The sequence below is a fragment of the Paeniglutamicibacter sulfureus genome (assembly GCF_039535115.1).
GTDB lineage: Bacteria > Actinomycetota > Actinomycetes > Actinomycetales > Micrococcaceae > Paeniglutamicibacter > Paeniglutamicibacter sulfureus.
Window position 1 is genome coordinate 1323576 of sequence record NZ_BAAAWO010000001.1, and the last position, 25069, is coordinate 1348644.

Here is a 25069-nt window from a genome sequence, read left to right on the forward strand (position 1 = left end):
TCCCACGTTACTGGTATCAATGGGAGTTGGTGTAGTTTCGAAATCCAGCACCAAGGAAGGCGCGCACCCACGTGGAGCAAGCACAAGAAGCACAAGGTTCGCTGCCGCGCACCGCCGCGGCGACCACCCCGCAGAACCCCTGGCCGCTGCGGGTGCTGAGCGAAAAGCTCAAGCAGCACATCGAGAACTCCCCCGAGTCCTGGGTGGAGGGCCAGCTGCTGGAGGCGAATGTCCGCAACGGCCACGCCTACCTGACGCTGCGCGACGTGGATGTCGACTACTCGTTCTCGGTGACCGTGTGGGCCTCGGTGATGCGCTCGCTGGACACGCCCCCGGAGGTCGGCTCCCGCGTGGTGGCGCGGGTGAAGCCCAGCTTCTACGCCAAGACCGGCCGGCTCTCGCTCAACGCCTCGGATCTGCGCCCCGTGGGGCTCGGCGACCTGCTGGCCCGCCTGGAGCGCCTGCGCCGCGCGCTCTTCGACGAGGGCCTCTTCGACCCCGCCCGCAAGCGGCCATTGCCGCTGCTGCCCGGCCGCATCGGGCTGGTCACCGGGCGCGACTCGGACGCGGAGAAGGACGTGGTGCGCAATGCCACGCTGCGCTGGCCCGCCGTCCAATTCGACATCCGCAACACCGCTGTCCAGGGTGTCAACGCTGTCGCGGAGGTCACCGCCGCGCTGCGCGAGCTGGACGCCAACCCCGACGTCGAGGTGATCATCATCGCCCGCGGCGGCGGCGCGTTGGAGGACCTGCTGCCCTTCAGCTCCGAGGACCTGGTGCGCGCGGTCGCCGCCTGCACGACCCCCGTGATCTCCGCCATCGGGCACGAGGCCGACCGTCCGATCCTTGACGACGTGGCCGACGTGCGCGCCTCCACCCCCACCGACGCCGCCAAGCGCGTGGTGCCCGACCTCGCCGAGGAGCTGGCCAACCTGGCCCAGGCCCGGAACCGGCTGGACCGCGCGGTGCGCGCCAACGTGGAGCGCGAGACCCAGCGCATCGCCTCGCTGCGGGCACGCCCGGTGCTGTCCAACCCGGAATCCATGGTGCAGGGACGGCGCGAGGACCTCGTGCGGCTGGGCCAACGCAGCACCCTGGCCATGCGCGCCTCGCTGGCCCGCGGCCACGATTCCATTGCGCACCTGCGCGCCCAGGTCCGCGCCCTGTCCCCGCAGCAGACCCTTGACCGCGGCTATGCGGTCATCCAGCTGGAATCCGGGGACATTGTCCGCTCCGCCGAGCAGGCCCCGACCGGCAGCGAGGTCCAGGTGCGCCTGGCCCGCGGGCGGCTCGCCGCCACCGTCACCCACAGCCACACCCCGGAAGAAGGAAACACCCCATGAACCCCGAAGCAGCAACCAACGACATCGCCGCGCTGAGCTACGAGCAGGCGCGCGAGGAACTCGTGGCCGTCGTCGCGCAGCTCGAGGCCGGTGCCGCCACACTGGAGCAGTCCCTGGCCCTGTGGGAACGCGGCGAGGCGCTGGCCGCCCGGTGCGAAGCCTGGCTGCAGGGTGCCACCGCGCGCCTGGACGCCGCGCGCAAGGACAACGGGGCGTCCTCCCCCGAATGAGGTCGCCGGGGTGCGCCCAGTAGGTTTTGCTGCACTTCCCCGGTCGGCAGGTCCCGACGCGGCAGGGTCCCGACGCGGCAGCCTAGGAAGCGGCCAGCCGGCGGCGCTGCTCGTCGACGTCGAAGTCTGCTGCCGGCCACTGCGGGTCGATGGCCTCCAGTGCCTCGCGCAACAGCGTGGCCACCGCCAGCCGGGCGTACCATTTCCTGTCCGCCGGGACGACGAACCACGGCGCCGCGGCGGTGTCGGTGCGCTGGATGGCGGCCTCGTAGGCGCCCATGTAGTCATCCCAGTACGCGCGCTCGTCGATGTCCCCGGGGTTGAACTTCCAGTGCTTGTCTTCGCGCTCCAGGCGTTCGGACAGGCGCGCGCGCTGCTCGTCCTTGGAGATGTGCAGCATGACCTTGATGATCGTGGTGTTCTTGTCCGCCAGGTTCTGCTCGAAATCGTTGATGGCGCCGTAGCGGCGCTCGATCTCCTCCGCCGGCGAAAGCTCCCTGACCTTGTGGATCAGCACGTCCTCGTAGTGCGAGCGGTCAAAGACCCCGATATACCCACTCTTGGGCAGCTGGCGCGCGATGCGCCAGAGGAAATCGCGCTTGGCCTCGGCGGCGGTGGGTGCCTTGAAGGCGTGGTGGCTGACGCCCTGCGGATCGACGGTCCCCACGACGTGGCGCACGATCCCGCCCTTGCCCGAGGTGTCCATCCCCTGGAGCACCAGCAGGATCTTGTGCGGGGCACCTGCCCGCGAGGCGGCGAAGAACCGCTCCTGCAAGTCGCCCAGCGCCGCGCCGACGCCCGCCAGGTCGACGGCGCCGGTCTTCTTGTCGCCGAGGTAGCCCGGCTTCGCGGTCGGGTCGACATCGGCCAGCCGGAAATCCGCACCGGCCGCGAACAACCGGTGCGCGGGTTCGTCGAAGGGAACGGAGGGAACCGCGATCTTGGTCTTCTTGCTCATGCGTGCCGCTTTCGGGATGGGGGGCCGGGCTTTCAGCGTACGACACCGGGTGGCGCCATCCCGTCAATGACCTGCGCCAATGACCTGCTTCGCCACCCGCGCGGCAGCAGGTGCCGTGCCGGGAACCGGCCGGTGCCGGGGTCCTGGCCCGGTCACCGGCGCGGCAAGGGGGGCCAGCACCGGCCGGGGGGACGGCACCGGCCGGGGGGACGGCGCAGGCCGGGGGGACGGCGCAGGCAGGGGGCCAGCGCAGGCGGGGGTCGGTGCCTCCCTAGACGCCGACCTTGCCCTCGCGCAGGTCCTCGAGGAACTCGCCGATGCGGCCGATGGCGTCCTGCAGGTCGCGCACCGAGGGCAGGGTGACCAGCCGGAAGTGGTCCGGGGCCACCCAGTTGAACGCGGTGCCGTGGGAGACCAGCAGCTTCTGCTGCTTGAGCAGTTCCAGCGCAAAGGCCTCGTCGTTGTGGATGGGGTACATTTCCCGGTCCAGCTTCGGGAAGAGGTACAGCGCGCCCTTGGCCTGCTGGCAGCTGACTCCGGGCAGCGCGTTGAGCATGTCGAATGCGACGTCGCGCTGTTCCTTCAGCCGCCCGCCGGGCAGGATCAGGTCGTTGATGGACTGGTACCCGCCCAGCGCCGTCTGGATCGCGTGCTGCGCCGGGACGTTGGCGCACAGGCGCATGTTGGTGAGCAGGTTGATGCCCTCGATGTAGTCGCTGGCCAGGTGCTTGGGGCCGGAGATGGCCATCCAGCCGGCGCGGAAGCCGCAGACCCGGTAGGCCTTGGACAGCCCGGAGAAGGTCAGGATGAGCACGTCGTCGGCCAACGCGGCGGTATTGATGTGCACCGCGTCGTCGTACAGGATCTTCTCGTAGATCTCGTCGGAGAACACGATGAGCCCGTGCCGTCGCGCCAGCTCCAGGACCCCCTCGAGGGTTTCCTTCGGGTACACCGCCCCGGTGGGGTTGTTGGGGTTGATCAGCACGATGCCCTTGGTGCGCGGGGTGATCTTCGCGGCCATGTCCTCCAGGTCCGGCAGCCAGCCCTCCTCCTCGACGTTGAGGTAGTGCACCGGGGTGCCGCCGGCGAGCGAGACCGAAGCGGTCCACAGCGGGTAGTCGGGGGCGGGGATCAGCACCTCGTCGCCGTTGTTCAGCAGCGCGTTCAGGCTCAGCGTGATCAGCTCGGAGACGCCGTTGCCCAGGTAGATGTCGTCCACGCCGATGGTCTGGATGCCGCGGGTCTGGTAGTACTGCGAGACGGCGGTGCGGGCCGAGAAGATGCCGCGGGAGTCCGAGTAGCCCTGCGCGTTGGGCAGGTTGCGCATCATGTCCACCAGGATCGCGTCCGGGGCCTCGAAGCCGAAGGGCGCCGGGTTGCCGATGTTCAGCTTGAGGATGCGCTGGCCCTCGGCCTCCATCCGCTGGGCGTGTTCCAGCAGCGGCCCGCGAATGTCGTACAGGACGTTGTGGAGTTTCGTGGACTGCTTGAATTCTGGCATGCTCTTACTTTCTCATTGTGGGCCGGGAGCGGGCGTGGACTGTGAGCAAGGCAACCTCGCGGGGCGGCCGAGTGTGAAGCCCGCGCGTCATCATGGGGCGCTGACCAGCGATTCGTCGGCCAGCCAGTCGGCGGCGGCCTTCTTGGGGTGCAGCGCGTCGCGGCCGGAGACCATGCGGTTGATGTCCTGCAGGTCCTCCTGCTTCAGCGCGGCGGAGAGCTTGTTGATGGCCTTGATCGCATCCTGGCCCACCCCGTCGGTGGTGATCACCGGGGTCAGGGCTTCCGGGGCGAAGAGCGAGGCGGAACCCTGCAGCACCACCAGAGCGTTGTCCTGGATCCCGGAATTCGCGAGCGTCGTCGCCTGCACCTGGACCGCATCGCTGATCACCGGCAGGACGCCGCGCGCCTGGTCATCGGTGAGCTCGACGATCGCCCGGGGGGTGCACGATGCCTTCAGGCCAAGCGCCGGCAGGAGTGTGGCCCGCACCGTGCGGGTCATGCCGAAGTCCAGCTCGGGGCAGAGCGGGCCGAGCTGGTCGACGGTCGCCAGCTTTTCGCCCGCGCCGGTGGCGGCGGTGACGACCAGGGTCCCTGTGCGCTCGGCCTCGGCGGTGTCCAGCACGGCGAAGCCCTCGGGAGTCAGCGCGTGCAATCGGGTGTTGACGGCAGCCGCGTCCAGGTCGCCGGGTGCAGCCGGGGACTCCGGGGACTCCGGGGCCCCGGATGCGTCGCCATCGTCCTTGGCACCCGGGACCTCGCCCAGGGCCGCGAGCAGCTCGCTGGATCCGGCCACGGCGACGTCGGCACGGCCGGCCAGGACCTCCGCGACCGGATCCTCAGCGGGTTCCGCCAGGCGCGCCGACACCCCGGCGTCGACCAACATGTCCTTGTAGGCGTGGCCCAGGGCCTGTGAAGTGGCATCGGGCCGCTGCACGAGCACCAGTTCACGCTCCGTCTGCTCCTGCGCGATGGGTACCTGGGCGTTCGGGGTGCACCCGGCCAGGGCCAGCAGCGCGGCGCCGAGCCCGAGTGCGCGAAGCCCCGGGGCTTCAAACCCCCGGGCGCGGCGGAGGCGGTGCGGGTGGTTCGTTTCGCTCATCTGGTGCTTTCCTTGCGCAGGTGTTCGCTGTATAGCTCGATGGCGGCGTCCACGCGGTCCACGCGGTTCAGCCCGGGGACGTCTTCGAGCCGGAACCAGGCCGCCTGGCTGGTGGTGCCGTTGGCCTCGTGCCGTAGCTCCCCGCCGATCACCGTGGCCGCATAGATGACCGCGACCGTCTGCATGGGGTACTCGGTGCCGCTGTAGCGCCGGTGCGCCGGGATCAGGCCCGAGTCCACGGAGAGCAGCGCATCGATGCGCACCGTGTAGCCGGTCTCTTCCTCGACCTCGCGCACGGCCCCGGCATCGATGTCCTCGCCGAGTTCCACGCCGCCGCCGGGCAGGGTCCAGCGCGGCACGAATCCGGCATCGCGCTCGCGCATGTCCCACAGCGCCAGCAGGATCTCTCCCTCGCGGATCACCACGCAGTAGGCGGCAAGCCGGGTGTCAAAGCCGCGGTGGACCTGGGGTTCGGGGGTAGTCATGAGTCCATTTTAGGGTGTGCAGGGGTTTTCCCCGGGGTCCAAATCTCCCGATCGACCACAACTGTGATGGAATATCAGCATGGCACCTTCAACTTTTCCGCAACAACCGGTTGAACTTGACGCCGTTGACCGTCGGATTATTCAGGAACTGGTCAATGACGCACGCATCAGCAACGCGTTGCTGGCGCAGCGCACGGGCATCGCGCCGTCCACGGCGCTGTTGCGGACCCGCGCCCTAGTGGAGCGCGGGGTGCTCACCGGCTACCACGCGGAGGTCAGCCTGCCGGCGGTGGGGCGCAGCGTGCAGGCGCTGATCTCGGTGAAGCTGCGCGTGCACGACCGCGTGCAGATCGACAGGTTCACCGACAAGATGCCGCGGCTGCCCGAGGTCCTTTCCATGTTCCATGTCTCCGGGGCCACCGACTACCTGCTGCACATCGCCGTGAGTTCCACCGAGGCGCTGCGCGACTGGGTGCTGGACAACCTGGCCACCGACGAGTCCGTGGGTCACACCGAAACGACGCTGGTCTTCGGCCACCACAAGGGACTGGGCGGGCCGATCCCCGAGGACCTTCCGAACTAGGAGGACCTTCCGAACTAGGGCGGTGCCCTGCCGGCGGTTCCGGCGCGCGGGTTGCGGAGTGCGGGTCCCGGGCGCTTGTGGACCTGGATTTGGACCCAGACGTAGACCCAAACGTGGACCCAGATGGTGCGGATCCTCTCAGGCGAACGCGTCGGCGCGTCGCACCAGCTCCTCCACCGTCCCCAGCCGGGCCTCGGCCACCTGCTCCCACGTGTCGGCACCGAGCCCACGGGATCCGGCAATCAGCGTCAGCGCCACCCCGGCCGACCTCGCCCACAGCGCGCGGGGATCGACGTGGCGTTCAAAGACTGCGCCGAAGCGCTCCAGCGCCGGGCCGGCCTCCCGGTTCTTCTCCCCCAGCGACGGCAGGATCGCCAAGTGCCCCAGCAGGCAGGCTAGGTCATCGACCCGGTACCCGGGCCCCAGCGAGTCGAGGTCAAGCAGCGCACTGATCGATCCGGCTTCCAGCAGGATGTTCGCGTCGTAGTAGTCCCCGTGCGCCGGCACCAATTCGCCGCGATCCGAGGCGGCAAGGTGCGCAGCGATCCGCGCCGCGAGCGTCTCCAGCTCCGCGGCCCGGTGCGGGAGGGCCAGCGTGGCCGCCTGGCGGTAGCGCTGGATCGAATCGCTCCAGGCAGACCTGGCCTCCAGCTGCATCAAGCCGGCCGGCAGCGCATCGAGCAGGCCGATGAAGTCGTTGGGGTCAAGGTCCGCTCCCGAGTGCCGGCGGATGGCGGCCCCGAGCGATTCGCCGCGGCCGGCCTCCAGTGCCAGGATCCCGGAGGTGCGCGGGCCCAGCATGGCAGGGACCGGGATGCCGGTGCCTGCGAGCAGTTCGTGGCGCAGGCGCAGCCCGGTGATTGCGCGGGCGCGTCCCACCTTCAGGAAGACGGTGCGTGGAATGCGCAGCGGTCCCAGCGTGGTGAACGTCGCGCGCAGCACCGCGCGACGCAGCGGCCGGTAGGCGACGGTCTTCAGCCCCGTGAGCCGTTCTCCCTCGCCCCAGGTCCGCTGCACGTGCGCGCGGTCGGCGGCGCAGGCCAGGTCGGGCAGCATGGGGTCGCGGGGGTGGATCCAACCGCTGACCGTGATCCCGGGGGTGTGCGGGCCCGCGCCGATGGTGGTGGCTGCGACGCCGGGGACGGCGATCTTCTCGGTGGTGGCGCCCAGCTCGTTGAATCCGGTGCCCGCGGGCATGCGGTACATCGCGCTGATCCCGGCGCCGGGCCGATGCTGGATGCGCAACCGGTTGGCCTCAAGGTCCCAGGTGCCGATGGGTACGCTGCCGCCGAGTTGGCGGACCAGCTCGGGGACGGCCGCGGCCAACGCGGCAAGTTGCGCCGCGTCGGCCGGGCCCGGTGCGCTGGCGCTCATCGGTGCAAAGGGGGTGTGTGGCGGCTCAGGCCCGGCGACGCTGCATGACGTCGTCGAGGTTGATGCGGTCGGTGGCCTCGGCGCGCGGTGCGCGGACGGCAGTGGTTTCCGCAGCCGGCTTCCCGACGGGATCGGAGGTGCCGGTGGGCCGGGCAGGCTGGACCGGCTCGGTCAGCGGGGCAGCCGGGATGGCGGGAATCTTCTGCACGTCTTCGGCGCCGTCGCCTTCGGTCCCGGCGGCTTCGGCCAGGCGGGCGGCGGCCTCCTGGGCACGCAGCGTCGCGGTGCTGGAGGCCTTCAGCTCGGCAGCTGCCTGCAGCGGGGCAGGGGCAGGACGCTGGACGGTTTTGGCCACGACGTATTGCGGCAACGGGACCTCGGTGGGCTCCCAGCCCTCGGGGCGCTGGAGCGCAGCACCCTTGTGGGCGATGCGCAGTGCCTCGGCACGCAATTCCTCAACTGTCAGGCGCGGGGCACGCTTGTTGGAGTTCGGCTGGGCGTCGAAGACGACGGCGGTCTTGCGGGCCGGTTCGGGGCTCGGGGCGCGGCCGGTTTCCATGGCGCGGGTCCGCGTGGTTTCCATCCGGGCGAGCAGCTTGGCGCGCCTGTCCCGCACGGCCAGGCCGCGCAGCGCTGAGAAGCTTGCAAAGGCCAGGAGCAGGGCAACCAACGGCACCCATCCGGAGAACACGCCCGCCAGGGCCAGCACGCCGCCGATGGGCAGGGCCAGCACGGAGAGGCAGCCGAGCAGGGCGATGGCCACCCGGTCGTAAAAAATCCGCAGGGGTCGCTGCCCAGTCGATGGTGACGCGACTGAAGCGTTGGATGCTACCGGTGCCATGTTGCTCCTCCGTCGGCTGGCGACTGATTTCTCCTGCGGATTGCCACGGCGTCGCTTTACAGCCGCCGATTTACTCCATTGTGGTGCTTCCATTCACTGCAACTGCCCCCGGCGTCCTGCTTCGTCGCCCAAAAATGTTGTCAATGTGAAACGTCCACGTCAACCACATTAAGCATGCTTCGGCGGATGGTGCCGCATTCAACCCGGTGTGTCCGGCAATACTCTGGACTAATTTGTGATTTCTCCACATTTTGACATTGCCGGCGTCGTCGCTAGGGCGCCCTCGCTACGGCGTCCTGGCCAGCCATTGGTTGAGCATGCCCTCCGGCACTTCCGCTGCGGTCAACGCGAAGCTGCGGTGGTCGGCCCAATGCCCGTTGATGTGCAGGTAGTCCTTGCGCACGCCCTCGTCGCGGAAGCCCAGCTTCTCGACCACGCGCAGGCTGGCGCCGTTTTCCGGGCGGATGTTGATTTCGATGCGGTGCAGCCCCATGGCCGTGAAGCAATGGTCCACCGCCATGGCGACGGCTTCGGGCGCAATCCCGGCCCCGGCGTGCTGCGCGTCGACCCAGTATCCGATCGAACCGCTGCGCGCCGCGCCCCACACGATCGAGGAGACCGACAGTTGCCCGACGATCGGGGCGCGCCTGGTGTGGATGGAGGGCAGGGCGATGACCCAGGGCAGGCACTGGCCTTGGCGCGCCGAGCGGTTCTGCGTGGCGACCATCTGTCCGAAGTCCGCCGGGTACCCGGTGCCCTCGGGCAGGGTCGCATCCCAGGGGGCAAGCCAGCGGTCGTTGCTGCGGCGCAAATGCATCCATTCGGCCTTGTCACGGCGGCGCAGCGGGCGCAGCAGCAATCGCGGCCCCTGAACGGTGACGGGCCAGTGGCGATCAAATTCGGACATGCACCAATCTTAGCTATTCCACCCGTGCCGATCGTGCCGACCGTGCCGATCGACGGCGTGCTGCCGGGATCTTGCCCTTGGCGACCCGCCGGGGCCGCCGCGGGTTGCCTGGGGGGTGTGGCTCGGGTTGTTCCGGCCTCGCCGGGTGCTGCCCCGGGTGCTCCCGCACTCCCCCCCCAGTTTCCGCGTCGCCCGGTTTCTGCGTCGCCGGGTTTCCGGATCAAGCGGTTTCCCCGCCGTGCGGTTTCAGCCTCGCGTATCGCACGGCTCGCTAGACTGTGGAATGTGAGCGAGATGAACCCCAAGGACGAAGTCCGAAACCTGTTGCGCGCCCGCCGCCGTGCCATGGGACCTGCCCTGCGCGAATCGGAGATGGCGTCGCTGGCCGGCCACCTGATCCCGTGGCTGGTGCACAACGCGCCGCGGCGGACGCTGACCTTCTTCCTGTCCTACGGCTCCGAACCGCCCACCGCCTCCCTGTTGGTGGAACTGCACGCCGCCGGCTACACCATCTACGTCCCGATCTGCGAGCCTATGCGGCGCCTGTCGTGGTCCCGCTGGTACCCCGGGGTCCCGATGGCCCGCAGTGCCGTCGGGCCCATCGATGAACCGGTGGGCGAACGCCACGGCCCCGAGCTGATGGCGGAGGTCGACGTCATCCTGGTCCCGGCGCAGGCAGTGGATGAAAACGGAGACCGGCTGGGGCAGGGTGGCGGCTACTACGACCGGTTCATCCAGTCCCTGCCGGACACCGCGCGCCGCCCGAAGCTGTTGAGCATCGCCTTCGAGCACGAGTTCGTACCGGCCGGCCATTTCCCCGTCGAACCCTTCGACCAGCGCGTCGATGCCGTCGCGCTGCCCTCCGGAGTGCGTAATCTCACCAAGTAGCCGCCGGGACGTGCGATAGAATTGGTGTAGGCGGGCGCCCCCGGTGCCCGCATTTCCCTCTTCAACAGTCGCTTGTCCGGGTGACCGGCCGCGCCGCCAGGTGCTTCGGCCCCGCGGCCAGGCACGCATCGCCCGTGCGAAAGGATCAATATGCCTACCTATGTTTATGCCTGCAAGGACTGTGGCCATGCCATGGAGGTTGTCCAGTCCTTCAGCGACGAGGCACTGACCATCTGCCCCGAATGCCAGGGCGCGTTGCGCAAGAAGTTCAACAGCGTCGGCGTGGTGTTCAAGGGTTCCGGGTTCTACCGAAACGACTCGCGCTCGACGACGAGCTCCAGCACCCCGGCCGCCAGCCCGGCAGCCAGCAGCAGCCCGAGCAAGGTTTCCGCCTCGGCGTCGACTTCCGCTTAGGCGCCGCCCTTCTGGGTGCCGAATGCCGCCCGAGCCGTATTTTCCCGGGTCCCGGGGAACCGTGGAACCGTGATGCACTTCCTCGCACAGGATTGTCGCGACCCGGCGGCATAACAACCTCGTCATGGGCCTCATCCGTTTGGATGGGGCCCATGCGTTGCTTAATGCATGTCACTTTTTCGCCGTACCGAAGTACCGCGCCGGTTTCCGTCTGCCCGGGCTCCCCGCCGCTCGGGCAGGGAATTGTTCGCCAAGTACCGCAGGCACCTTGCCGCGGCGCTCGCCATGCTCTCGCTGGCGGTGTCCTTGGCGGTACTCGCCCCCGCAACGGAGGAACGCATCGATGTGCTGGTGGCGGGCCGGGACCTGCCCGTCGGCTCCCTGTTGCGGCCAGAGGACCTGAGCCGCGAATCGGTTCCGCGCTCGTTGGTTCCCGAGGGCACCTACGGAAACCAGCCACCGGCCGCCGGCTCCCGGCTGGCGATTCCGCTGTTGGCCGGCACGCCGGTGATTCCCACGATGGTCATCGGGCCCGGGCTCCTGGCCGGACTCGCACCCGGATCCGTCGCGGTGCCGCTGCGCCTGGATGACGAGCAAACAGCGTCCCTGGTGCGCGCGGGGCAGCGCGTCGACGTGGTGCTGACCGAGGGCAATGGATTTGAGACGAAGCTGGAGTCGCGGGTGCTGGCGCGGGCCGTGCCGATCCTGTGGACCGAGGCGCAGGTCCAGCCCGACGGCCAGGAACCGTGGAGCGTTTCCACCGCGTCCGGGCAGGGCGGCTTGATCGTGGTGGGAGCCGGGGCCGGCAGTGCCGAGCAGCTCTCCACGGCGGCGCAACGGGGCAAGGTGTCGGTGGTGCTGGTCAACCCGTAGGCCGCTTGGATGGCGGGCGGCCGTCGGCGGGAAGGTCGTGAGGCCGGCGGGACGTGCGGGTGATCAGTCCCAGTGTGGCGGACGCTGGGACTTTAGCCAGTCGCCGAGATCGTCGTCCCCATCTCCCCAGCGCCGCGGATCGTCCTCCGCAGCCTGTTGGTCAAGGACCGGCCGCTTGTCGCCGGGTTTCGCCGGTGTCGGGGCGGTGGCAGGCGCTGCATCGGCGGTGGCAGGCGCTGCATCGGCGGTGCCCCCTGCATCTGCCGCTGCTTCCGTCCCAGCTTCTGTCCCTGCTTCCACCCCTGTGCCGGCATCCGTGGACGGGAGCGTCGCCGGGCGTCCGGCTCCGTGCGGCAGCTGAAAGACGCCGACCAGTGCCGACTCGCTGACCTGTTGCGGGGGTGCGGTGAAGCGCCGCGGTTTCTTTCGCCGCGGCGCTTCGGGCTCATCGGACATGGCTACGCATCGGCCAGGTCGGACTCCCGGCGTCCGGCATTACGCGAACCTGCGGTCGATGGGCCGGTGGAGCCCCCGGGGGCTGCGTCGTCGCCCGTGGCTGCGTCAAGCGCCAGGAACCCGGCGAGCTCGTTGGCGACCTTGTCGGGGTCGGAGAACACGTCGATGGTCCACAGCGGCACATAGCGCCAGCCCAGGGCCTCGAAAAGCTGCGGGCGCAGGCGGCTGCGCTCGCGCACCGAGAGTTCCCGGTAGCCCTGGGTGCCGTCGTACACCACGGCCAGCGGCACGGCCGCGCCGTTGCCGGTGACATCCAGCGCGTGTGCGGCGATGTCCAGCACGCCGCGGTAGTGCTGGGTGACGATGGCCCCGCGCTCGGCCAGCCGGGACATCAGGTCGGTGACCAGCGGGTCCTGCAGCGGCGTGGCGGTCGAGGACATGCCCGAATCCCCGCCAAGCACCCGGCCGAAGAGCTCCAGGAAGCGGTAGGCGCCGAAGCGCATGCGCGCCAGGTCCATGTCCTGCGGACGCAGCGCCGAGACCAGCACCATCGACTCGCGGGCGCGGGTAACGGCGTTGACGAACAGCTCGTCGCCGCCGGGCTGCGACAGGGCGCCGAAGTCGTGCACCGTCTTGCCGTGGGTGGTGCGGCCGTAGCCGGCCGAGAGGATGATGGCGTCGCGCTGCAGCCCGGCCAGGCGGTCGACGCTGGTGACCAGGAAGCGTTCCTTGGCGGCGCGGAAGTACTTCGTCGCCCAGGGGTGGTTGGGCAGCTGCACGCGGATGCCCTCGGCGATGGCTGCGGCGTGCCGCCGGTTGCCGGCGATGACGGCCAGGGTGGTGTCGCCGCGGCGGGCCAGGTGCGTGAAGACCAGGTCGACGACGCGTTGCACCTCCGCCACGGTGGTCTCGACGGATTCGCCGTCGGCACCCAGGGACCCGGTGCCGTCCGGCACGTACTCGGCCTTCAGCGCCGGGGTGCCGGCCCCCAGCGAGCGGGCGGCGGGCAGTCGGGAGAGCGAACCGGCGTAGAAGTCGTGCGAGAGGGACTCGGTGAGCCCTTCGTCGATGCCGCGGTAGGCGGTGGAGAGCCGGATGAGCGGCAGCACCTCCTGGAGGGATTCCATCGCGGAAATCGGGGCCGACTCGACGCGGGTGTGCGCCGTGGGGTCCACCGAGACCTCGAACGGGTTCGGGGCGCCCATCATGGTGTCGCCGAACGCGATGACCTGCCCGGAGCGCGAAATGGAGCCCAGCACCGAGCGCAGCGAGAGCGAATCGGCATCCAGCAGGATGACCGCGTCGAATTCCATTCCTGCAGGCACGGTGGCGGGGATCAGCAGCGGGGAACCAACCCAGACCGGGCACAGCGAGTTCAGCAGGGAGTCCCCGAGTGCGGCGAGGTCGGCGACGGAGGGCTCGCCGTCCTTGAGCATGGCCCGCAGCTCGCGCGATGCCGCCCGGTGGTCGGCCAGTGCGGCCTTCCACGCCTTGGCCAGGGCCCAGCGCAGGCGCGAGGAGCCGGAGGAAACGTGCGCGGAGTCGGCCAGCCGGTAGTCGGCCTCCAGGCGGCGCAGCTTGTCCCCGTCGTTCATCGCCAGGAAGTCGTCGCCGGAGATCATGGCCTCCAGCGCCGACTGCCACCAGGCCAGGTCCAGCTCCGCGGCGACGGCATCGGGGGCGACGTTGCGCGACCGGAAGTCGTCCATCAGCTCACCCAGGCCGTGTTCGGCCAGCTGCTCGGTGATGAGCGTGCGTTCGGGCAGCTGGTCCAGTTCGCCCTTGTGCTCCAGCAGCTCGTCCATGCGTTCCTGCAAGGTGGTGACTGGCTCGTCGCGCAGGGAGCGGCCGACGGGCTCGGGCAGCAGCGTCGCCAACTTGTCGAGGCGCGAACCGGCGTCCTGGTAGCCGGCGTTGACGTCCAGCAGCCCGGCGGGAACCATCGGGTGGCGCTGGGAGGTGGCGTGGTGGCGCCAGGCCAAGTGCTGTTCCTGGACGGCCTCGAGCGCGGACTGCAGGTCCGAGACGTGCACGCCGGGGCGCACGTAGTCCTTGGCGACCTTGCGCAGCCGCGAGCGGGTCATCGAGCTCATCTCGATGCCGCGCTCCCGGCGCCAGGAGGAGGAGGCGGTGGCGGAGATCAGGTCCTCCACCGACTTGTCGAAGATGTCGGACTCGAACTTGTCCAGCGACGAGCGCACGGCAACCAGCAGGTCCAGTTGCTCGCCCCACTTGTTGTAGGAGTCGGCCAGGCGGATCTCGGAGTGCGCGGCGACCTTGAGCATGTGCTCGCGCAGGATCGGCAGGTCCCGCTGCAGCCCGGTGACCAGGTCAAGGGCGGTGTCGGTGTCGCGCTTGTTGCGCAGCCGCGCCCCGTACCAGGGGCTGGAGGCCGAGGCCCGGACGAAGGCACCGAGCTCCGCGGCGCGCTTGAGCTGCTCGGCGGTGGCGGTGCGGCTGGTGATCGAGTCGAGCACCGAGCGCTTCAGCCGCACCATGGTGGCGGGCGCGGGGTCCAGCGACGTGAGCCGGGCCAGTTCCTGCATGGCCCGGTAGGGCGAGCAGCCCCAGCGGGCGCGGGTGGAATGCAGCGAACGCACGTGGTCAAGCAGGGCGTGGCGGTGTTCGCGCAGCGAGGCGTGCAGCTTGCCCAGCTGTGGTTCGATGGCGCGCTCGTTGCGCAGGATCGCCCGGGTCAGCAGGTCGCGCAGCGCGTCGGGGTCCTCCTCGGGGCTCAGCAGCAGCGCGGTTCCGGCCAGGTCCAGCCCGGCGAAGCGGGCCACGAATTCCTCGGCGCTGGAGCGCCTTTCGGCCACCACCAGCACGCGCTTGCCCGCGGAAGCCAGCACGCCGGCGGCGTTCAGGGCCGTCTGGGTCTGTCCGCTGCCGGCCGGGGCGCTGACGGCCACCGACTCCCCCGCCTCGACGAGGTCCAGCACCGCCTGCTGGGACTCGTCGGCATCCAGCAACAGCAGCTCGTCGGCGGGGTTGCGCTCGTCGCTGCTGCGGGCGGGGCGGGTGTGGCCCGTCTTGGCCGTGGAGCTGGAGGAGGTGCCGGGGGCGCGTTCGCCGCGGCTCAGCTCCGCCTCGAAAAGCTTTTCCAGCACGGGGTGCCGCATGTCGATGCTGCCCGGGTCCGCCGGGTCCGCGAGGTCGGCGAAGGTGGAGATCAACAAGCGGTGGGCGATGACCATGCCGGAGACGTCGGCGACCTGGGTGCGCAGCGCGTCCATCGCGCGGGTCGGGTCGAAGCGGGCGATGGAGTAGGCGGCGGCGTTGATCGCCTCGACGTCGATGTCCAGGCGGTGCTGGCGTCGCAGGTAGCGCAGCAGCGCGGGTGAGAACTCGGCCCGGCCCATGAGCTGGATCTCGAAGTCGTCCTGGTCATCGCGCACCGAGAGCACGATGCGCCCGAGCATGATGGGGGCGTTGAACTGCTCGCTGCGGCCCTCGTGCACGGCGCGCCAGTTGGCCTGGCCGGCGGAGAGATAGCCGACGTCGATGCCGCGCTCGTCCCAGAGCTCGCGGATCTTGCCGCGCAGTGCGTCGGCGGTGCGTCGGGCGGAATCGTATTGGTCCGAGTCGCGCAGCAGCGTGGAGAGCCGGGTGCGTCGTCCTGCCAGGAACTGGGCAAGCCCCGAAGGATGCGCGTGGGTGATGTCGATGCTGTTGGACACCGAGGGGGCAAACCGCAGCAACGTGTCGGTTCCCACCCCTGGGCCCAGGGAGTCAACCCACGTGGAGACCAATTCATCTGTGTGCTGCTGGTGCTCTGCCACCATTCCGTCCCTTCACCTCTTGCCTGAATGCTGCCGCACCCGCGCGGCGAGTTGCCACGTGGATACATTCAGCCCTTACCAACCTAGTCCAAAACGGGCGCGCGATGACGAACCAAAACACGTTCGGCGCCGGTCTATTCGGCCGCGGGGCCACATTGCGCCGCGCCGGGCCACCGGCTGGGTTAACCCCGCGCGTCCGAAGGTTGAACAGCCGGTGCGCGGCGCCCGCGGCGGCAGCGCCCTGCGCCGACGGAATCCCGGGGGCCGCGGACGGCATACCCCCCTTGGAAAACAGTTCCGCGTGAACAGTTCCGCGTGAAAACAGTTCCGCGTGTAAACAGTTCAGGGGGAAGCCCGCGTAGGCTCCCCCCTGAACTTTGCCGCCGGCGCGTCTACGCCGTCGGGCTTACTCCCATTCGATGGTTCCCGGCGGCTTGGACGTCACGTCCAGCACCACGCGGTTGACCCCGTCGACCTCGTTGGTGATCCGGTTGGAGATCCGGGCCAGCAGGTCGTAGGGCAAGCGCGACCAGTCTGCGGTCATGGCGTCCTCGGAGGACACCGGGCGCAGCACGATCGGGTGGCCGTAGGTGCGGCCGTCGCCCTGCACGCCCACGGAGCGCACGTCGGCCAGCAGGACGACGGGCATCTGCCAGACTTCCTCGTCCAGGCCGGCGGCGGTGAGCTCCGCGCGGGCAATCGCGTCGGCCTTGCGCAGCAGTTCCAGGCGCTCCTCGTTGACCGCACCGATGATGCGGATGCCCAGGCCCGGGCCGGGGAACGGCTGGCGCATGACGATCTCGGCCGGCAGGCCAAGCTGCTTGCCCACGGCACGGACCTCGTCCTTGAAGAGCGCGCGCAGCGGCTCGACCAGCTCGAAGTCCAGGTCCTCGGGAAGCCCGCCCACGTTGTGGTGGCTCTTGATGTTGGAGGCACCTTCGCCGCCGCCTGATTCCACGACGTCCGGGTACAGGGTTCCCTGCACCAGGAACTTCACCGGCTGGCCGGAGTCGGCAGCCTCGGCGAGGATCGCGGTTTCCGCTGCCTCGAACGCGCGGATGAATTCGCGGCCGATGATCTTGCGCTTGGTTTCCGGATCCGTCACGCCGTCCAGGGCGGTCAGGAAGCGTTCGCGCTCGTCGGCGATGTAGAGCTTCGCGCCGGTGGCGGCGACGAAGTCCATTTCGACCTGTTCGGCTTCGCCTTCGCGCAGCAGTCCGTGGTTCACGAACACGCAGGTGAGCTGGTCGCCGATGGCGCGCTGCACCAGTGCGGCCGCCACGGCGGAGTCAACGCCGCCGGACAGGCCGCAGATGGCCCGGCCGTCGCCGACCTGGGCGCGGATCTTTTCGACCTGCTCGTCCAGGATGTTGGCAGCGGTCCACGAGCCGTCAAGGCCGGCACCGTGGTACAGGAAGTTCTCCAGCACCTGCTGGCCGTGGGCCGAGTGCTTGACCTCCGGGTGCCACTGCACGCCGTAGAGGCGCTTGGCCTCGTTGGCGAAGGCGGCAACGGGGGCGCCGGCCGTGGTGGCCAGGACCTCGAAGCCCTCGGGGGCCTTGGAGACAGAGTCGCCGTGGCTCATCCAGACGTTCTGGTTTTCCGGGATGCCGGCCAGGATGGAGCGTGCGGCTCCGCTGGAGCTGGCGTCGGTTGCACCGTATTCGCGCAAGCCGGTCTCGGCGACAACGCCGCCGAGGGCGTTGGCCATGGCCTGGAAGCCGTAGCAGATGCCCAGGACCGGCACACCTGCCTCAAAAAGGTCGGCACCGACACTCGGGGCACCGTCGGCGTATACGCTCGAGGGGCCTCCGGAGAGGATGATTGCCGCCGGGTTCTTGGCGAGAATCTGTTCGGTGGTGAAGGTATGCGGGACGATCTCCGAATACACGTTGGCTTCGCGTACACGCCGAGCAATCAGCTGTGCGTACTGGGCCCCGTAATCGACGACCAGAACCGGCTGGTGCTCTGGGGTGCTGGGTGTGTTGGTCACGCGCCTAAGCTTAGCCGCCCGGGGAGCCCGCTTGCATCTTGAAGTGGCCGAGGGTGACGCAAACTACTTTGGGCGTGGCCCCGGCCGCGTCATGTTGGCACTTTGGAGCCTTCCCGCGGCCCATCGGCCCGTGGGCCGATGGGCTTGCCGCGGAGGTTGCGACGGAGGTTGCGACGCGGATTTGCGACAGGGATTTGCGGCAGGCGTTGCCGCGGGGATTTGCCGCGGGTGGATCCGTCGGGAAGAACTCAGTCGGAGAACAGCGGCGGGGTGTAGCCGGCGGTGCGCAATTCCGGGTGCCAGAAGAGGTTTCGTTCCGGGTCGCCGCGGGGTTGGCCGGCGTGGGCGATGACGTAGGGAATCCCGTTGATCATCTTCAGGGTGATGAGTCCGGCATGCACCATGAGGTGGTGGTGTTGGCACAGGCTTGCGCCGTTGTCGACGCTGGTCGGGCCGCCTTCCATCCAGGGCACCACGTGGTGGACCTCGGAGGTGGAGGCCGGGCGGTGGCAGCCGGGGATGACGCAGCCGCGGTCGCGGAGGGCGATGGCCTTGCGCTGCGCCGGGGAGAAGCTGCGCGCCTCCCGTCCCAGGTCCAGGATCTCCCCGTCGGTGCCGAGCACTGCGGGGAGAATGTCGCCGTTGCAGGCGAGGCGGCGGATGTTGGCGGCGGAAATCGGGCGGCCGTGGGCGGTGATCCCTGCGTCCTCGCACTGGCCCAGCAAGGCGCGGTAGCCGATCAGCACGCCGATCTTCACCGGCATCCCGCCGCTTTGCAGGGGCGCGGAGCCTGAGAGGGCACCGGAGACCGCGGCGAGGACGGCGTCGAGCAGCAGCTGCGGGGAGGTGCGGCGTGCCGCCTCCGAAGACGGGGCCCCGGGGGTGATTGAAGCAGGCGCGCCGCAGGCCAGTTCGCTCAGGGGTGCCAGGGCCGGGTCGATGCCCGGGGCCAGGGCCCATTCCGGGGCCGGGAGGCCCGCGGTTCCGGCGGCTCCGGTGACCGAGGTGGCCTTGCTGTTGCCGGAGGCCGGTGAGCCCAGTCCGTTTTCCGGGGCCGGAGCGGGGACCGAAGGGGCCAAGGACGCTGTGCCCGGACCCGAAGGGGGCCCGGCCGTGGAAGCTGAGGCGGGCGGGACCCTGTCGGAGCGCGGGTTGCTCCAGGCCTCGGCGAAGGCGAGGAGGGTTTCGGAGTCGATGGGGTCGCAGCGCAACAGGTACTCGTCGCAGCCCTCGCGAAAACCGCGATAGACCATGCCGCGCTTGGCGCGGATCTCCTCGTCGGTGATCGGCGCGCCGTTCTCCTGGAGGTAGGCCGTCCAGTCCGACAGCGCCTTGTGGCAGCTGCGCGGCGGTGCGGTGCGTGCCTCGTGGGCCAGGGATTCCTCGATGGCGGTGCTCAGGTTCGCCGCGTCGGGTCGGGCGGCAATGCGCGGCCGCAGTGACTCGAGGCGGCCGGCCAGCTGGGCTATGGTCCCCACGTCCGCGCTGCCGTCGGCCGCGGTGCCGGCCAGCAACGGGAAGCTCGGTGCCGCGCCCGCGGTGCCGGTGCCGGACTGCCCGGGTTGCGCGGCTTCGTCCCCGTCGGCGGGAATCGGCGATGCCGGGGCAGGGGCGATGAGCAGCCGGGCGCCGGTCAGCCGACTGCGGGCCTCGGTCGCGGAGATGTGCAGGTGCGCCTGCAGGTACTCGGCGGTGTTGCGGTGCACGGCCATGCCGGGGACGAAGCGCTCCGGCGGGGCCGCTGCGCTGCCGTCGGCCAGGGTCCGGGGATCGGCGGCCAGGTCGTCGATGGCCGTGGCGGTTTCCGGGTCCAGCCGGTGGATGCCGGTCGCGTCGGCCTGGAACGTCGCCTGAAGCTGGGCGTAGCCGATGGTGCGCCGGCCGTGCTCGAGAAGGCCCAGCACCATGGCGCTGGAGGCCGCGTCGAGCCCCATCCCGCCGGCCCTTTGCGCGGCGGCCCGAAGCGCCAGCACCGCGGTGGCCAGGTCGCTGACCGCGATGTTGGTGCCCTCGTGCCCTCTCGGGGGGATCGGTGCGGCGGAAGTCCTCATGCCCTAGAGTGTGCGCCACCCACGACCCGGACCGCTGCCGGCACCGACAAATGTGCGGGGAAGTGGATCACGGCGACGTGGGCGGGCCTGCTGGCGCCGAGGTTGATGGATGTCGGCGACGAGGACGGGCGGGGAATGCGTGGGATCGGCGGGGAATGCGCGAGGGGCGGCCTTGCGGACGCGCTGCTGCGCATGCGAAGACCGCCCCTGGCGGTGGCGTGGCGGCGGGTTGGCGCCGGCGGGGGTGCTGCTGGGCGCAGCGCCGCGTGGTTTAGTAGCGCTTGGCGGCCTGCGGGTGGGAGGCCAGCTCGGTCTCCACCTCGCCGTGGACCTTCTTCTCCATGAAGAAGGAGAGCAACGGCACGACGCCGCCCAGGGCGATGGTGATGAAGCGGCTGAAGGGCCAGCGCATCAGCGACCACAGGCGGAAGTCGGCCAGCAGGTAGACGACGTACATCCAGCCGTGGATGATGAGGATGGCCAGCGAGACATTGACGCCGCCGGCGATGTCGGCCCGGTTGACCAGGCCCACGGCGTTGGAGCCGCCGTCGAGCAGGGTGCCGCCGATGAACAGCTCCAGGTGCCAGAAGTACTTCACGATCATTTCGGCGCAGAGCAGCAGCAGCATCACGCCGGTGGCGTAGGCCAGCACCTTGTAGAAGGTGGCGGCGCCGCGGATCTGGGAGGGGGTGCCGGCAAAGCGGCGCACCTTGGGGGCGGAGTTTTCTTCGGTCACGACTGGTCCTTGTGTTGGGAAGCGCTGGTTGGGGATTCGCGGTTCTGGGGGGCGGGGTTTGATGACGCGGGGTTCTCGGACGTGGAGCCCGGGGAGACGTGTGCCGGTAAGTCAGAGTCCGGGGCGACATGTTCCGGGGAGACGTGGTCCGGGGAGACCGCCGGGTTCTCGTGGTCGAGCTGGCGCTGGTAGACGATCGCCGGGTCCAGGCCCGCGGCAAGCGCGGCGGCATCGGCGATGTCCTCGCGCTGGCGGCGGTAGTCGTCGGCCACCAGCCGGTACCAGAGGAACACCGCGAAGCCGGCGAAGACCACCCACTCGATGCCGTAGAAGATGTTCAGCCAGTTGATCTGACGCTCCTGGGGCTGCGGGCCCACGTCGACCTGGACCAAGCCGGTCGCGGCGGCGGAGAGGTCGGTGCCGTCGGGCCCGGCCACCGTCGAGGCGACGACGAAGCCGCTGTAGGAGGGCACGTCCCAGACGTTGATCAGCTGGGCCACCGACAGCGAGGGGAAGATGCCGCCGCGCGCGTCCTCGGCGATGGGCGCCTCGGTGGGCAGCAGCCGGCCGGTGATCTCCAGCGTCCCTGTCGGGGCGGCGGCGGGGGTTGCGTCGTCGGGCTGCCAACCGCGCACCACCGGGATGGTGTTGCCCGCCGGCGCACCGTCGACCTTGAAGGCCGCGACGACCCAGTAACCGGTGCGCGAATCCTCGATGCGGTTCTTCACCAGGACCTGCGTGCCGGGCAGGAAGCTGCCGGAGGCGGAGACCATCTGGTCTGCCTCGCGGGCCATCAGGTCGGTGGCGGGCTTCAGGTGGCCGGTGAGCGGAACGACGCGTTCGGTGGTGGTCACCGGGGGCGGGGCTTCGGTCTGCGAGCGGTTGAACTGCCACTGACTCAGCAGGACAAAGCCGGTGGCAACAACGAGGGCGCCAACCAAGGCCAGGATCCAACGGGGTTTAAGGGCAGTTTTCAGCACAGTACAACCGTACTTCGATTCGACGCGGAAGAGCCAATGGAACCCTTGGCGCGCACCGGTCGTTCCCGGCCGCGCCGACCGGCCCGCGGGATGTGCCCGGCGGCGCGTTTCCGCTGGCGACCGGGGGTTCGGTGGTGCCCGGCCAAGGAGGGATCGCGGGATGCCGACGTGGCGCGGATTACATCGCGGGTGACATATCAGACGGTGGAGAAGTCGACGGTGGAGTTGATCAGCTCGGCGATGACCCCGGGGTCGTTGGCGCGGCGCAGGGATTCGCGGAACGACTCCTTGGCCAGCGAGCGGGCCAGCGCGGCGAGCATCGACAGGTGCCCGGAATAGCTGGACGCGGGGGTGGCCAGCAGCAGCACCACGTGCGCTGCTCCGTCCTTGGCACCGAAGTCCAGGCCGTGGCCGTAGGCCATGACGCCCACGCAGATGCTGGGCGCCGCCACGAAGGAACTGCGGGCGTGGGCCAGGCCGATGCCGCCGGGAAGGCCGGTGGCCAGCTGGTGCTCGTGGCGGTGGACATCGGAGAGGAAGCCGGGCAGGTCCGCGATCCGGCGGGCCGCAAGGAGCCGCTCGGCCAGGACCGCAACCGCCTCGTCGCGGGTGGGGGTGGCCAGTTCAAGGACCACCATGGCGCCGGTGGTCAGCTCGGGGGTTGTCTCGTCTTCCGGCGTCGGCTGGATTGAAGTCATGGGGATCGATTCGAAGGTGGCGGTCAACGGGCGGGAAGGGGGGCTGCGCAACCGGCGCTGTGCCCTGGCCTTGTAGCGTACACGGGGGCAGCCGTCAGGCATGCCCGGCGGGGATTGCGGCAGGGGTTGCGGCAGGACGCGGGCAGGGGTTGCGGCAGGGATTGCGGCAGATGCGAAACGGCCGGGCGCGGATCGCCCGCTTTCCTGGTGGAAGCGGCGGATCGTGCCCGGCCGTCGTTGGCGCGGTTGGCGCCTGTGGCGGCTCGCCGGTGTCGCTAGTCGGCCTCGTAGGGGGAAACCACCATGTCGACGCGCTGGAATTCCTTGAGGTCCGAATACCCGGTGGTGGCCATCGAGCGGCGCAGCGCTCCGACGATGTTCGAGGTGCCGTTGGTGTGGCTGGAGGGGCCGAAGAGCACCGTCTCCATGGGTCCAACGGTGCCGACCTTGACCCGGTCCCCGCGCGGGCTGTCCTCGTGCGCGGCCTCCATTCCCCAGTGCCAGCCGGCTCCCGGGGCTTCCTGCGCGCGGGCCAGGGCGGTGCCGAGCATCACGGCGTCGGCGCCCATGGCGATGGCCTTGACGATGTCGCCGCTGGTGCCCAGGCCGCCGTCGGCGATCACGTGCACGTAGCGTCCGCCGGACTCGTCCAGGTAGTCGCGGCGGGCCTCGGCGACGTCGGAGATGGCGGTGGCCATCGGCGCGTGGATGCCCAGTGCGCGGCGGGTGGTGCCCGAGGCGCCTCCGCCAAAGCCCACCAGCACGCCGGCGGCGCCGGTGCGCATCAGGTGCAGTGCCGGGGTGTAGCCGGCGGCTCCGCCCACGATGACCGGGACGTCGAGCTCGTAGATGAACTGCTTGAGGTTCAGCGGTTCCTGGTTCTTGGACACGTGCTCGGCCGAGACGGTGGTGCCGCGGATGACGAACACGTCAACGCCGGCGGCCACGACGGTCTTGTAGTGTTCCTGGGTGCGCTGCGGGGTCAGCGAACCGGCCACCGTCACCCCGGCGTCGCGGATTTCCGCCAGGCGCGCGGTGATCAGCTCGGGCTGGATGGGGGCTGCGTACAGCTCCTGCAGGCGTGCGGTGATGGCCGGGTCGAAGTGCCCGCCGTTGGCGGACTGAAGGGCGGCGATCTCCTCGAGCACCTTGGCCGGATCCTCGTAGCGGGTCCACAGCCCCTCGAGGTTCAGCACGCCCAGGCCGCCGAGCTTGCCCAGCGCGATGGCGGTGGCGGGGCTCATCACCGAGTCCATGGGCGCACCCAGGATCGGGGTCTCGAATTTGTAGGCGTCGATCTGCCAGGTCACCGAGACATCCTGCGGGTCGCGGGTGCGGCGGTTGGGAACAATCGCCACATCGTCAAGGGAGTACGCCTGGGCTGCGCGCTTGGAGCGCCCGATTTCAATCTCGTAAGTCACCGCACCACCCTATCAGCCCGCCGGCGGGGGCCGGCTCCCGCCTCACCCGGACCCCGCCCGCGTGACGTGCCCCGATGGGGGGGCGACGCCGCCCTGGGAGTGCGCCTCAGTGGCCCAGGGTGCCCAGCGTGGTGGCCAGCGCGGTGGCCGCGCGTTCCTCTGCCGCGGCAATGACCTCGAGCTGGTCGGCCAGGGTCGCGAAGTGCCCCGAGCGCTCCGCGGGATCGATGGACGGGTCGATGAGGTCGGTGAACACGATCCAGTCCTGGGCCAGGTGCGCGTAGTCGGCGGCGTGGGCGGCCAGCGGCGCGAGCCCGGGCAGCGTGGCGGCCTCGGTGAGGAAGTCCGCGTACTGGCCGCGCAGCGCGCCGAGTCCGCCAAAGCGGGTGTCGGTGAGGAAGCCCAGGACCTGGGACAGCCCGGATTCCAGGCGGACGGGCTCCTCGAAGATCCGCGTCCAGCCCTTGGCGGTGGTGGTGTCGCGCAGCTTCTGCGCCCAGTTGTTCATCCCGGCCACGCCGAAGTTCTTGGCGAAGTGCGCGGGGATTCCCTCCAGCTCGCTGGTGCCCAGCAGACGCCCGGTGGTTTGGGCGATGGCCTCGCGCACATTGGCGGCCAGGGTGGCGGCATCCGGGCCGGTGCTCTCTGGCACCCAGGCCTGCCAGTGCTTGTCCTTCTTGCGACGGGAGCGGGCCACGGCCAGGTCTTCGGGGCTGATGGGGGTCAGCGAGCCGGAGCCGTCGTCGATGAGCAGGTCATCGCCGTGTTCGCCGACGACCACCAGGTCGATGGAGTCGGAGTCCTCCACCACGTCGGCGTCGATCCACGGCAGGGCGGCAACGGAGGCGCGCACCACCACGGCGCGCCCGGCATCCAGCCCGGCGTCCAGGTAGTCGGCGGCCAGGCGCGCGCTGCCGGTGGTTCGCTCGCTGAGCACGGCCCCGCAGCGGGCCAGCAGATTGGCGGTGTACGGCTCCGGATGCGCGCGGGTGACCACGGTGGCCGTGGTGACTTCCTCGTAGACGAAGGTGAAGGCCATGAAGCCGATGCCGCCGGCAAGTCCGGCCAGCAGCGCCTCGCTCATCGGCTCGCCGGTGAGCGGGTGGGTGACCCCGGCCTGGGTGAGCACGCGGTGCCAGAGCCCCGCATCGTACTGGACGACGTTTTCCGGGGCAGGGTACTCGGGCAGCTCCGCTTCCTCGGCTGCAGCGGCCGCGGCGGCGGCGTCCTGGGCGCTGGCCGGGCGGGTGGGCTTGGCGGCGAGGATCGCCTTGCGGGCGGTGGTGTAGCTTTCACCGGTGCGGTCCATGCGGGTGCGGACAAGCTTCTTCAGGTTCTTCGGTTGGGCCACGGTGTGCTCCTTATGTGTTGCGTGTGCGTGCAGGCGCGGGTTTCTCCCGCACGCCGCAGTGGGCAGCGCCAGTGAAACATTCTACGTGGGGTGGACAGGACCCCGG

Annotated in this window: 22 protein-coding genes; 6 read left to right on the top strand and 16 right to left on the bottom strand. The window is 69.9% G+C overall.

Translation table 11 applies throughout. The features are described 5' to 3' along the window. Positions 1–71 precede the first annotated feature (71 nt). Both xseA and ABD687_RS06000 read left to right on the top strand, forming a co-directional pair. Positions 72–1343, top strand: coding sequence for an exodeoxyribonuclease VII large subunit (gene xseA, locus ABD687_RS05995; RefSeq protein WP_310292775.1), 1272 nt, complete (start codon positions 72–74; stop codon positions 1341–1343). Further along, positions 1340–1573: an exodeoxyribonuclease VII small subunit gene (locus ABD687_RS06000; RefSeq protein WP_310292772.1), complete on the top strand. Its 234-nt coding sequence runs from the start codon at positions 1340–1342 to the stop codon at positions 1571–1573. Before xseA ends, ABD687_RS06000 begins: the two co-directional genes overlap by 4 nt. An 82-nt stretch (positions 1574–1655) precedes the next feature. Here the strand turns inward: ABD687_RS06000 and ABD687_RS06005 are convergent, their stop codons facing one another. From ABD687_RS06005 to ABD687_RS06020, 4 genes are all read right to left on the bottom strand, one after another. Continuing rightward, entirely contained in the window at positions 1656–2531 is an 876-nt protein-coding gene (locus ABD687_RS06005; protein ID WP_302265512.1) for a PPK2 family polyphosphate kinase, read from the bottom strand. Between the two features lie 271 nt (positions 2532–2802). Next, on the bottom strand, positions 2803–4032 hold the full coding sequence (locus ABD687_RS06010) for a pyridoxal phosphate-dependent aminotransferase (protein ID WP_264270906.1): 1230 nt from the start codon (positions 4030–4032) through the stop codon (positions 2803–2805). Between the two features lie 90 nt (positions 4033–4122). After that, positions 4123–5133, bottom strand: coding sequence for a glycine betaine ABC transporter substrate-binding protein (locus ABD687_RS06015; RefSeq protein WP_310292769.1), 1011 nt, complete (start codon positions 5131–5133; stop codon positions 4123–4125). Then, positions 5130–5618 carry an NUDIX hydrolase gene (locus tag ABD687_RS06020; protein WP_310292765.1) on the bottom strand — a complete coding sequence of 163 codons (489 nt, stop codon included), beginning with the start codon at positions 5616–5618 and terminating at the stop codon, positions 5130–5132. The genes ABD687_RS06015 and ABD687_RS06020 overlap by 4 nt, the downstream gene beginning before the upstream one ends. 79 nt (positions 5619–5697) lie before the next feature. Between ABD687_RS06020 and ABD687_RS06025 the strand changes: the two genes are divergently transcribed. Next, entirely contained in the window at positions 5698–6201 is a 504-nt protein-coding gene (locus ABD687_RS06025; protein ID WP_264270903.1) for an Lrp/AsnC family transcriptional regulator, read from the top strand. A 138-nt stretch (positions 6202–6339) separates the two neighbouring features. On the opposite strand, the gene ABD687_RS06030 is transcribed toward ABD687_RS06025, so the two are convergent. The 3 genes from ABD687_RS06030 to ABD687_RS06040 form a co-directional block, all read right to left on the bottom strand. Continuing rightward, complete coding sequence (locus tag ABD687_RS06030) at positions 6340–7575, bottom strand: phosphotransferase (RefSeq protein ID WP_310292762.1); 1236 nt, start codon at positions 7573–7575, stop codon at positions 6340–6342. Between the two features lie 25 nt (positions 7576–7600). After that, positions 7601–8416: a hypothetical protein gene (locus ABD687_RS06035; RefSeq protein WP_302265504.1), complete on the bottom strand. Its 816-nt coding sequence runs from the start codon at positions 8414–8416 to the stop codon at positions 7601–7603. Positions 8417–8702: 286 nt separating this feature from the next. Continuing rightward, positions 8703–9323 (bottom strand): GNAT family N-acetyltransferase, encoded by a 621-nt coding sequence (locus ABD687_RS06040; RefSeq protein WP_310292759.1) that lies wholly within the window; start codon positions 9321–9323, stop codon positions 8703–8705. Positions 9324–9617: 294 nt separating this feature from the next. Here ABD687_RS06040 and ABD687_RS06045 point away from each other — a divergent pair, with 294 nt between their 5' ends. From ABD687_RS06045 to cpaB, 3 genes are all read left to right on the top strand, one after another. Next, positions 9618–10211 (top strand): 5-formyltetrahydrofolate cyclo-ligase, encoded by a 594-nt coding sequence (locus ABD687_RS06045; protein ID WP_310293512.1) that lies wholly within the window; start codon positions 9618–9620, stop codon positions 10209–10211. 150 nt (positions 10212–10361) lie between these two features. Further along, positions 10362–10625 carry an FmdB family zinc ribbon protein gene (locus tag ABD687_RS06050; RefSeq protein WP_264270899.1) on the top strand — a complete coding sequence of 88 codons (264 nt, stop codon included), beginning with the start codon at positions 10362–10364 and terminating at the stop codon, positions 10623–10625. A gap of 168 nt (positions 10626–10793) precedes the next feature. Next, a complete protein-coding gene (cpaB, locus tag ABD687_RS06055) occupies positions 10794–11498 on the top strand; it encodes a Flp pilus assembly protein CpaB (RefSeq protein WP_264270898.1) in 705 nt (234 codons plus the stop codon). A gap of 63 nt (positions 11499–11561) precedes the next feature. Here the strand turns inward: cpaB and ABD687_RS06060 are convergent, their stop codons facing one another. The 9 genes from ABD687_RS06060 to ABD687_RS06100 form a co-directional block, all read right to left on the bottom strand. Next, positions 11562–11954, bottom strand: coding sequence for a hypothetical protein (locus ABD687_RS06060; RefSeq protein WP_310292753.1), 393 nt, complete (start codon positions 11952–11954; stop codon positions 11562–11564). A 2-nt stretch (positions 11955–11956) separates the two neighbouring features. Further along, entirely contained in the window at positions 11957–15736 is a 3780-nt protein-coding gene (locus ABD687_RS06065) for a DNA helicase (RefSeq protein WP_310292750.1), read from the bottom strand. Positions 15737–16139: 403 nt separating this feature from the next. Beyond that, positions 16140–17726 (bottom strand): glutamine-hydrolyzing GMP synthase, encoded by a 1587-nt coding sequence (gene guaA / locus ABD687_RS06070; RefSeq protein ID WP_264270895.1) that lies wholly within the window; start codon positions 17724–17726, stop codon positions 16140–16142. A 248-nt stretch (positions 17727–17974) separates the two neighbouring features. Next, positions 17975–19777, bottom strand: a complete 1803-nt coding sequence (locus ABD687_RS06075) for an HNH endonuclease signature motif containing protein (protein ID WP_310292748.1) — start codon at positions 19775–19777, stop codon at positions 17975–17977. Positions 19778–20048: 271 nt separating this feature from the next. After that, a complete protein-coding gene (locus ABD687_RS06080) occupies positions 20049–20513 on the bottom strand; it encodes a DUF3817 domain-containing protein (protein WP_264270893.1) in 465 nt (154 codons plus the stop codon). Further along, on the bottom strand, positions 20510–21454 hold the full coding sequence (locus tag ABD687_RS06085; RefSeq protein ID WP_310292746.1) for an SURF1 family protein: 945 nt from the start codon (positions 21452–21454) through the stop codon (positions 20510–20512). The genes ABD687_RS06080 and ABD687_RS06085 overlap by 4 nt, the downstream gene beginning before the upstream one ends. 236 nt (positions 21455–21690) lie before the next feature. Continuing rightward, entirely contained in the window at positions 21691–22191 is a 501-nt protein-coding gene (locus ABD687_RS06090; RefSeq protein WP_264270891.1) for a PTS sugar transporter subunit IIA, read from the bottom strand. A 275-nt stretch (positions 22192–22466) separates the two neighbouring features. Beyond that, the gene (locus tag ABD687_RS06095) at positions 22467–23612 is read right to left on the bottom strand and encodes a GuaB3 family IMP dehydrogenase-related protein (protein WP_264270890.1); all 1146 of its coding nucleotides are present in this window, start codon (positions 23610–23612) and stop codon (positions 22467–22469) included. A 106-nt stretch (positions 23613–23718) separates the two neighbouring features. After that, entirely contained in the window at positions 23719–24963 is a 1245-nt protein-coding gene (locus tag ABD687_RS06100) for a BtrH N-terminal domain-containing protein (protein ID WP_302265486.1), read from the bottom strand. Positions 24964–25069 lie beyond the last annotated feature (106 nt).

Bases quoted from the DNA above. Each gene is read 5' to 3' on its own strand.
- ABD687_RS06000 (WP_310292772.1), top strand. From the start codon at position 1,340: ATGAACCCCGAAGCAGCAACCAACGACATCGCCGCGCTGAGCTACGAG.
- ABD687_RS06005 (WP_302265512.1), bottom strand. From the start codon at position 2,531: ATGAGCAAGAAGACCAAGATCGCGGTTCCCTCCGTTCCCTTCGACGAA.
- ABD687_RS06010 (WP_264270906.1), bottom strand. From the start codon at position 4,032: ATGCCAGAATTCAAGCAGTCCACGAAACTCCACAACGTCCTGTACGAC.
- ABD687_RS06015 (WP_310292769.1), bottom strand. From the start codon at position 5,133: ATGAGCGAAACGAACCACCCGCACCGCCTCCGCCGCGCCCGGGGGTTT.
- ABD687_RS06020 (WP_310292765.1), bottom strand. From the start codon at position 5,618: ATGACTACCCCCGAACCCCAGGTCCACCGCGGCTTTGACACCCGGCTT.
- ABD687_RS06025 (WP_264270903.1), top strand. From the start codon at position 5,698: ATGGCACCTTCAACTTTTCCGCAACAACCGGTTGAACTTGACGCCGTT.
- ABD687_RS06030 (WP_310292762.1), bottom strand. From the start codon at position 7,575: ATGAGCGCCAGCGCACCGGGCCCGGCCGACGCGGCGCAACTTGCCGCG.
- ABD687_RS06035 (WP_302265504.1), bottom strand. From the start codon at position 8,416: ATGGCACCGGTAGCATCCAACGCTTCAGTCGCGTCACCATCGACTGGG.
- ABD687_RS06040 (WP_310292759.1), bottom strand. From the start codon at position 9,323: ATGTCCGAATTTGATCGCCACTGGCCCGTCACCGTTCAGGGGCCGCGA.
- ABD687_RS06045 (WP_310293512.1), top strand. From the start codon at position 9,618: ATGAACCCCAAGGACGAAGTCCGAAACCTGTTGCGCGCCCGCCGCCGT.
- ABD687_RS06050 (WP_264270899.1), top strand. From the start codon at position 10,362: ATGCCTACCTATGTTTATGCCTGCAAGGACTGTGGCCATGCCATGGAG.
- cpaB (WP_264270898.1), top strand. From the start codon at position 10,794: ATGTCACTTTTTCGCCGTACCGAAGTACCGCGCCGGTTTCCGTCTGCC.
- ABD687_RS06060 (WP_310292753.1), bottom strand. From the start codon at position 11,954: ATGTCCGATGAGCCCGAAGCGCCGCGGCGAAAGAAACCGCGGCGCTTC.
- ABD687_RS06065 (WP_310292750.1), bottom strand. From the start codon at position 15,736: ATGGTGGCAGAGCACCAGCAGCACACAGATGAATTGGTCTCCACGTGG.
- ABD687_RS06075 (WP_310292748.1), bottom strand. From the start codon at position 19,777: ATGAGGACTTCCGCCGCACCGATCCCCCCGAGAGGGCACGAGGGCACC.
- ABD687_RS06090 (WP_264270891.1), bottom strand. From the start codon at position 22,191: ATGACTTCAATCCAGCCGACGCCGGAAGACGAGACAACCCCCGAGCTG.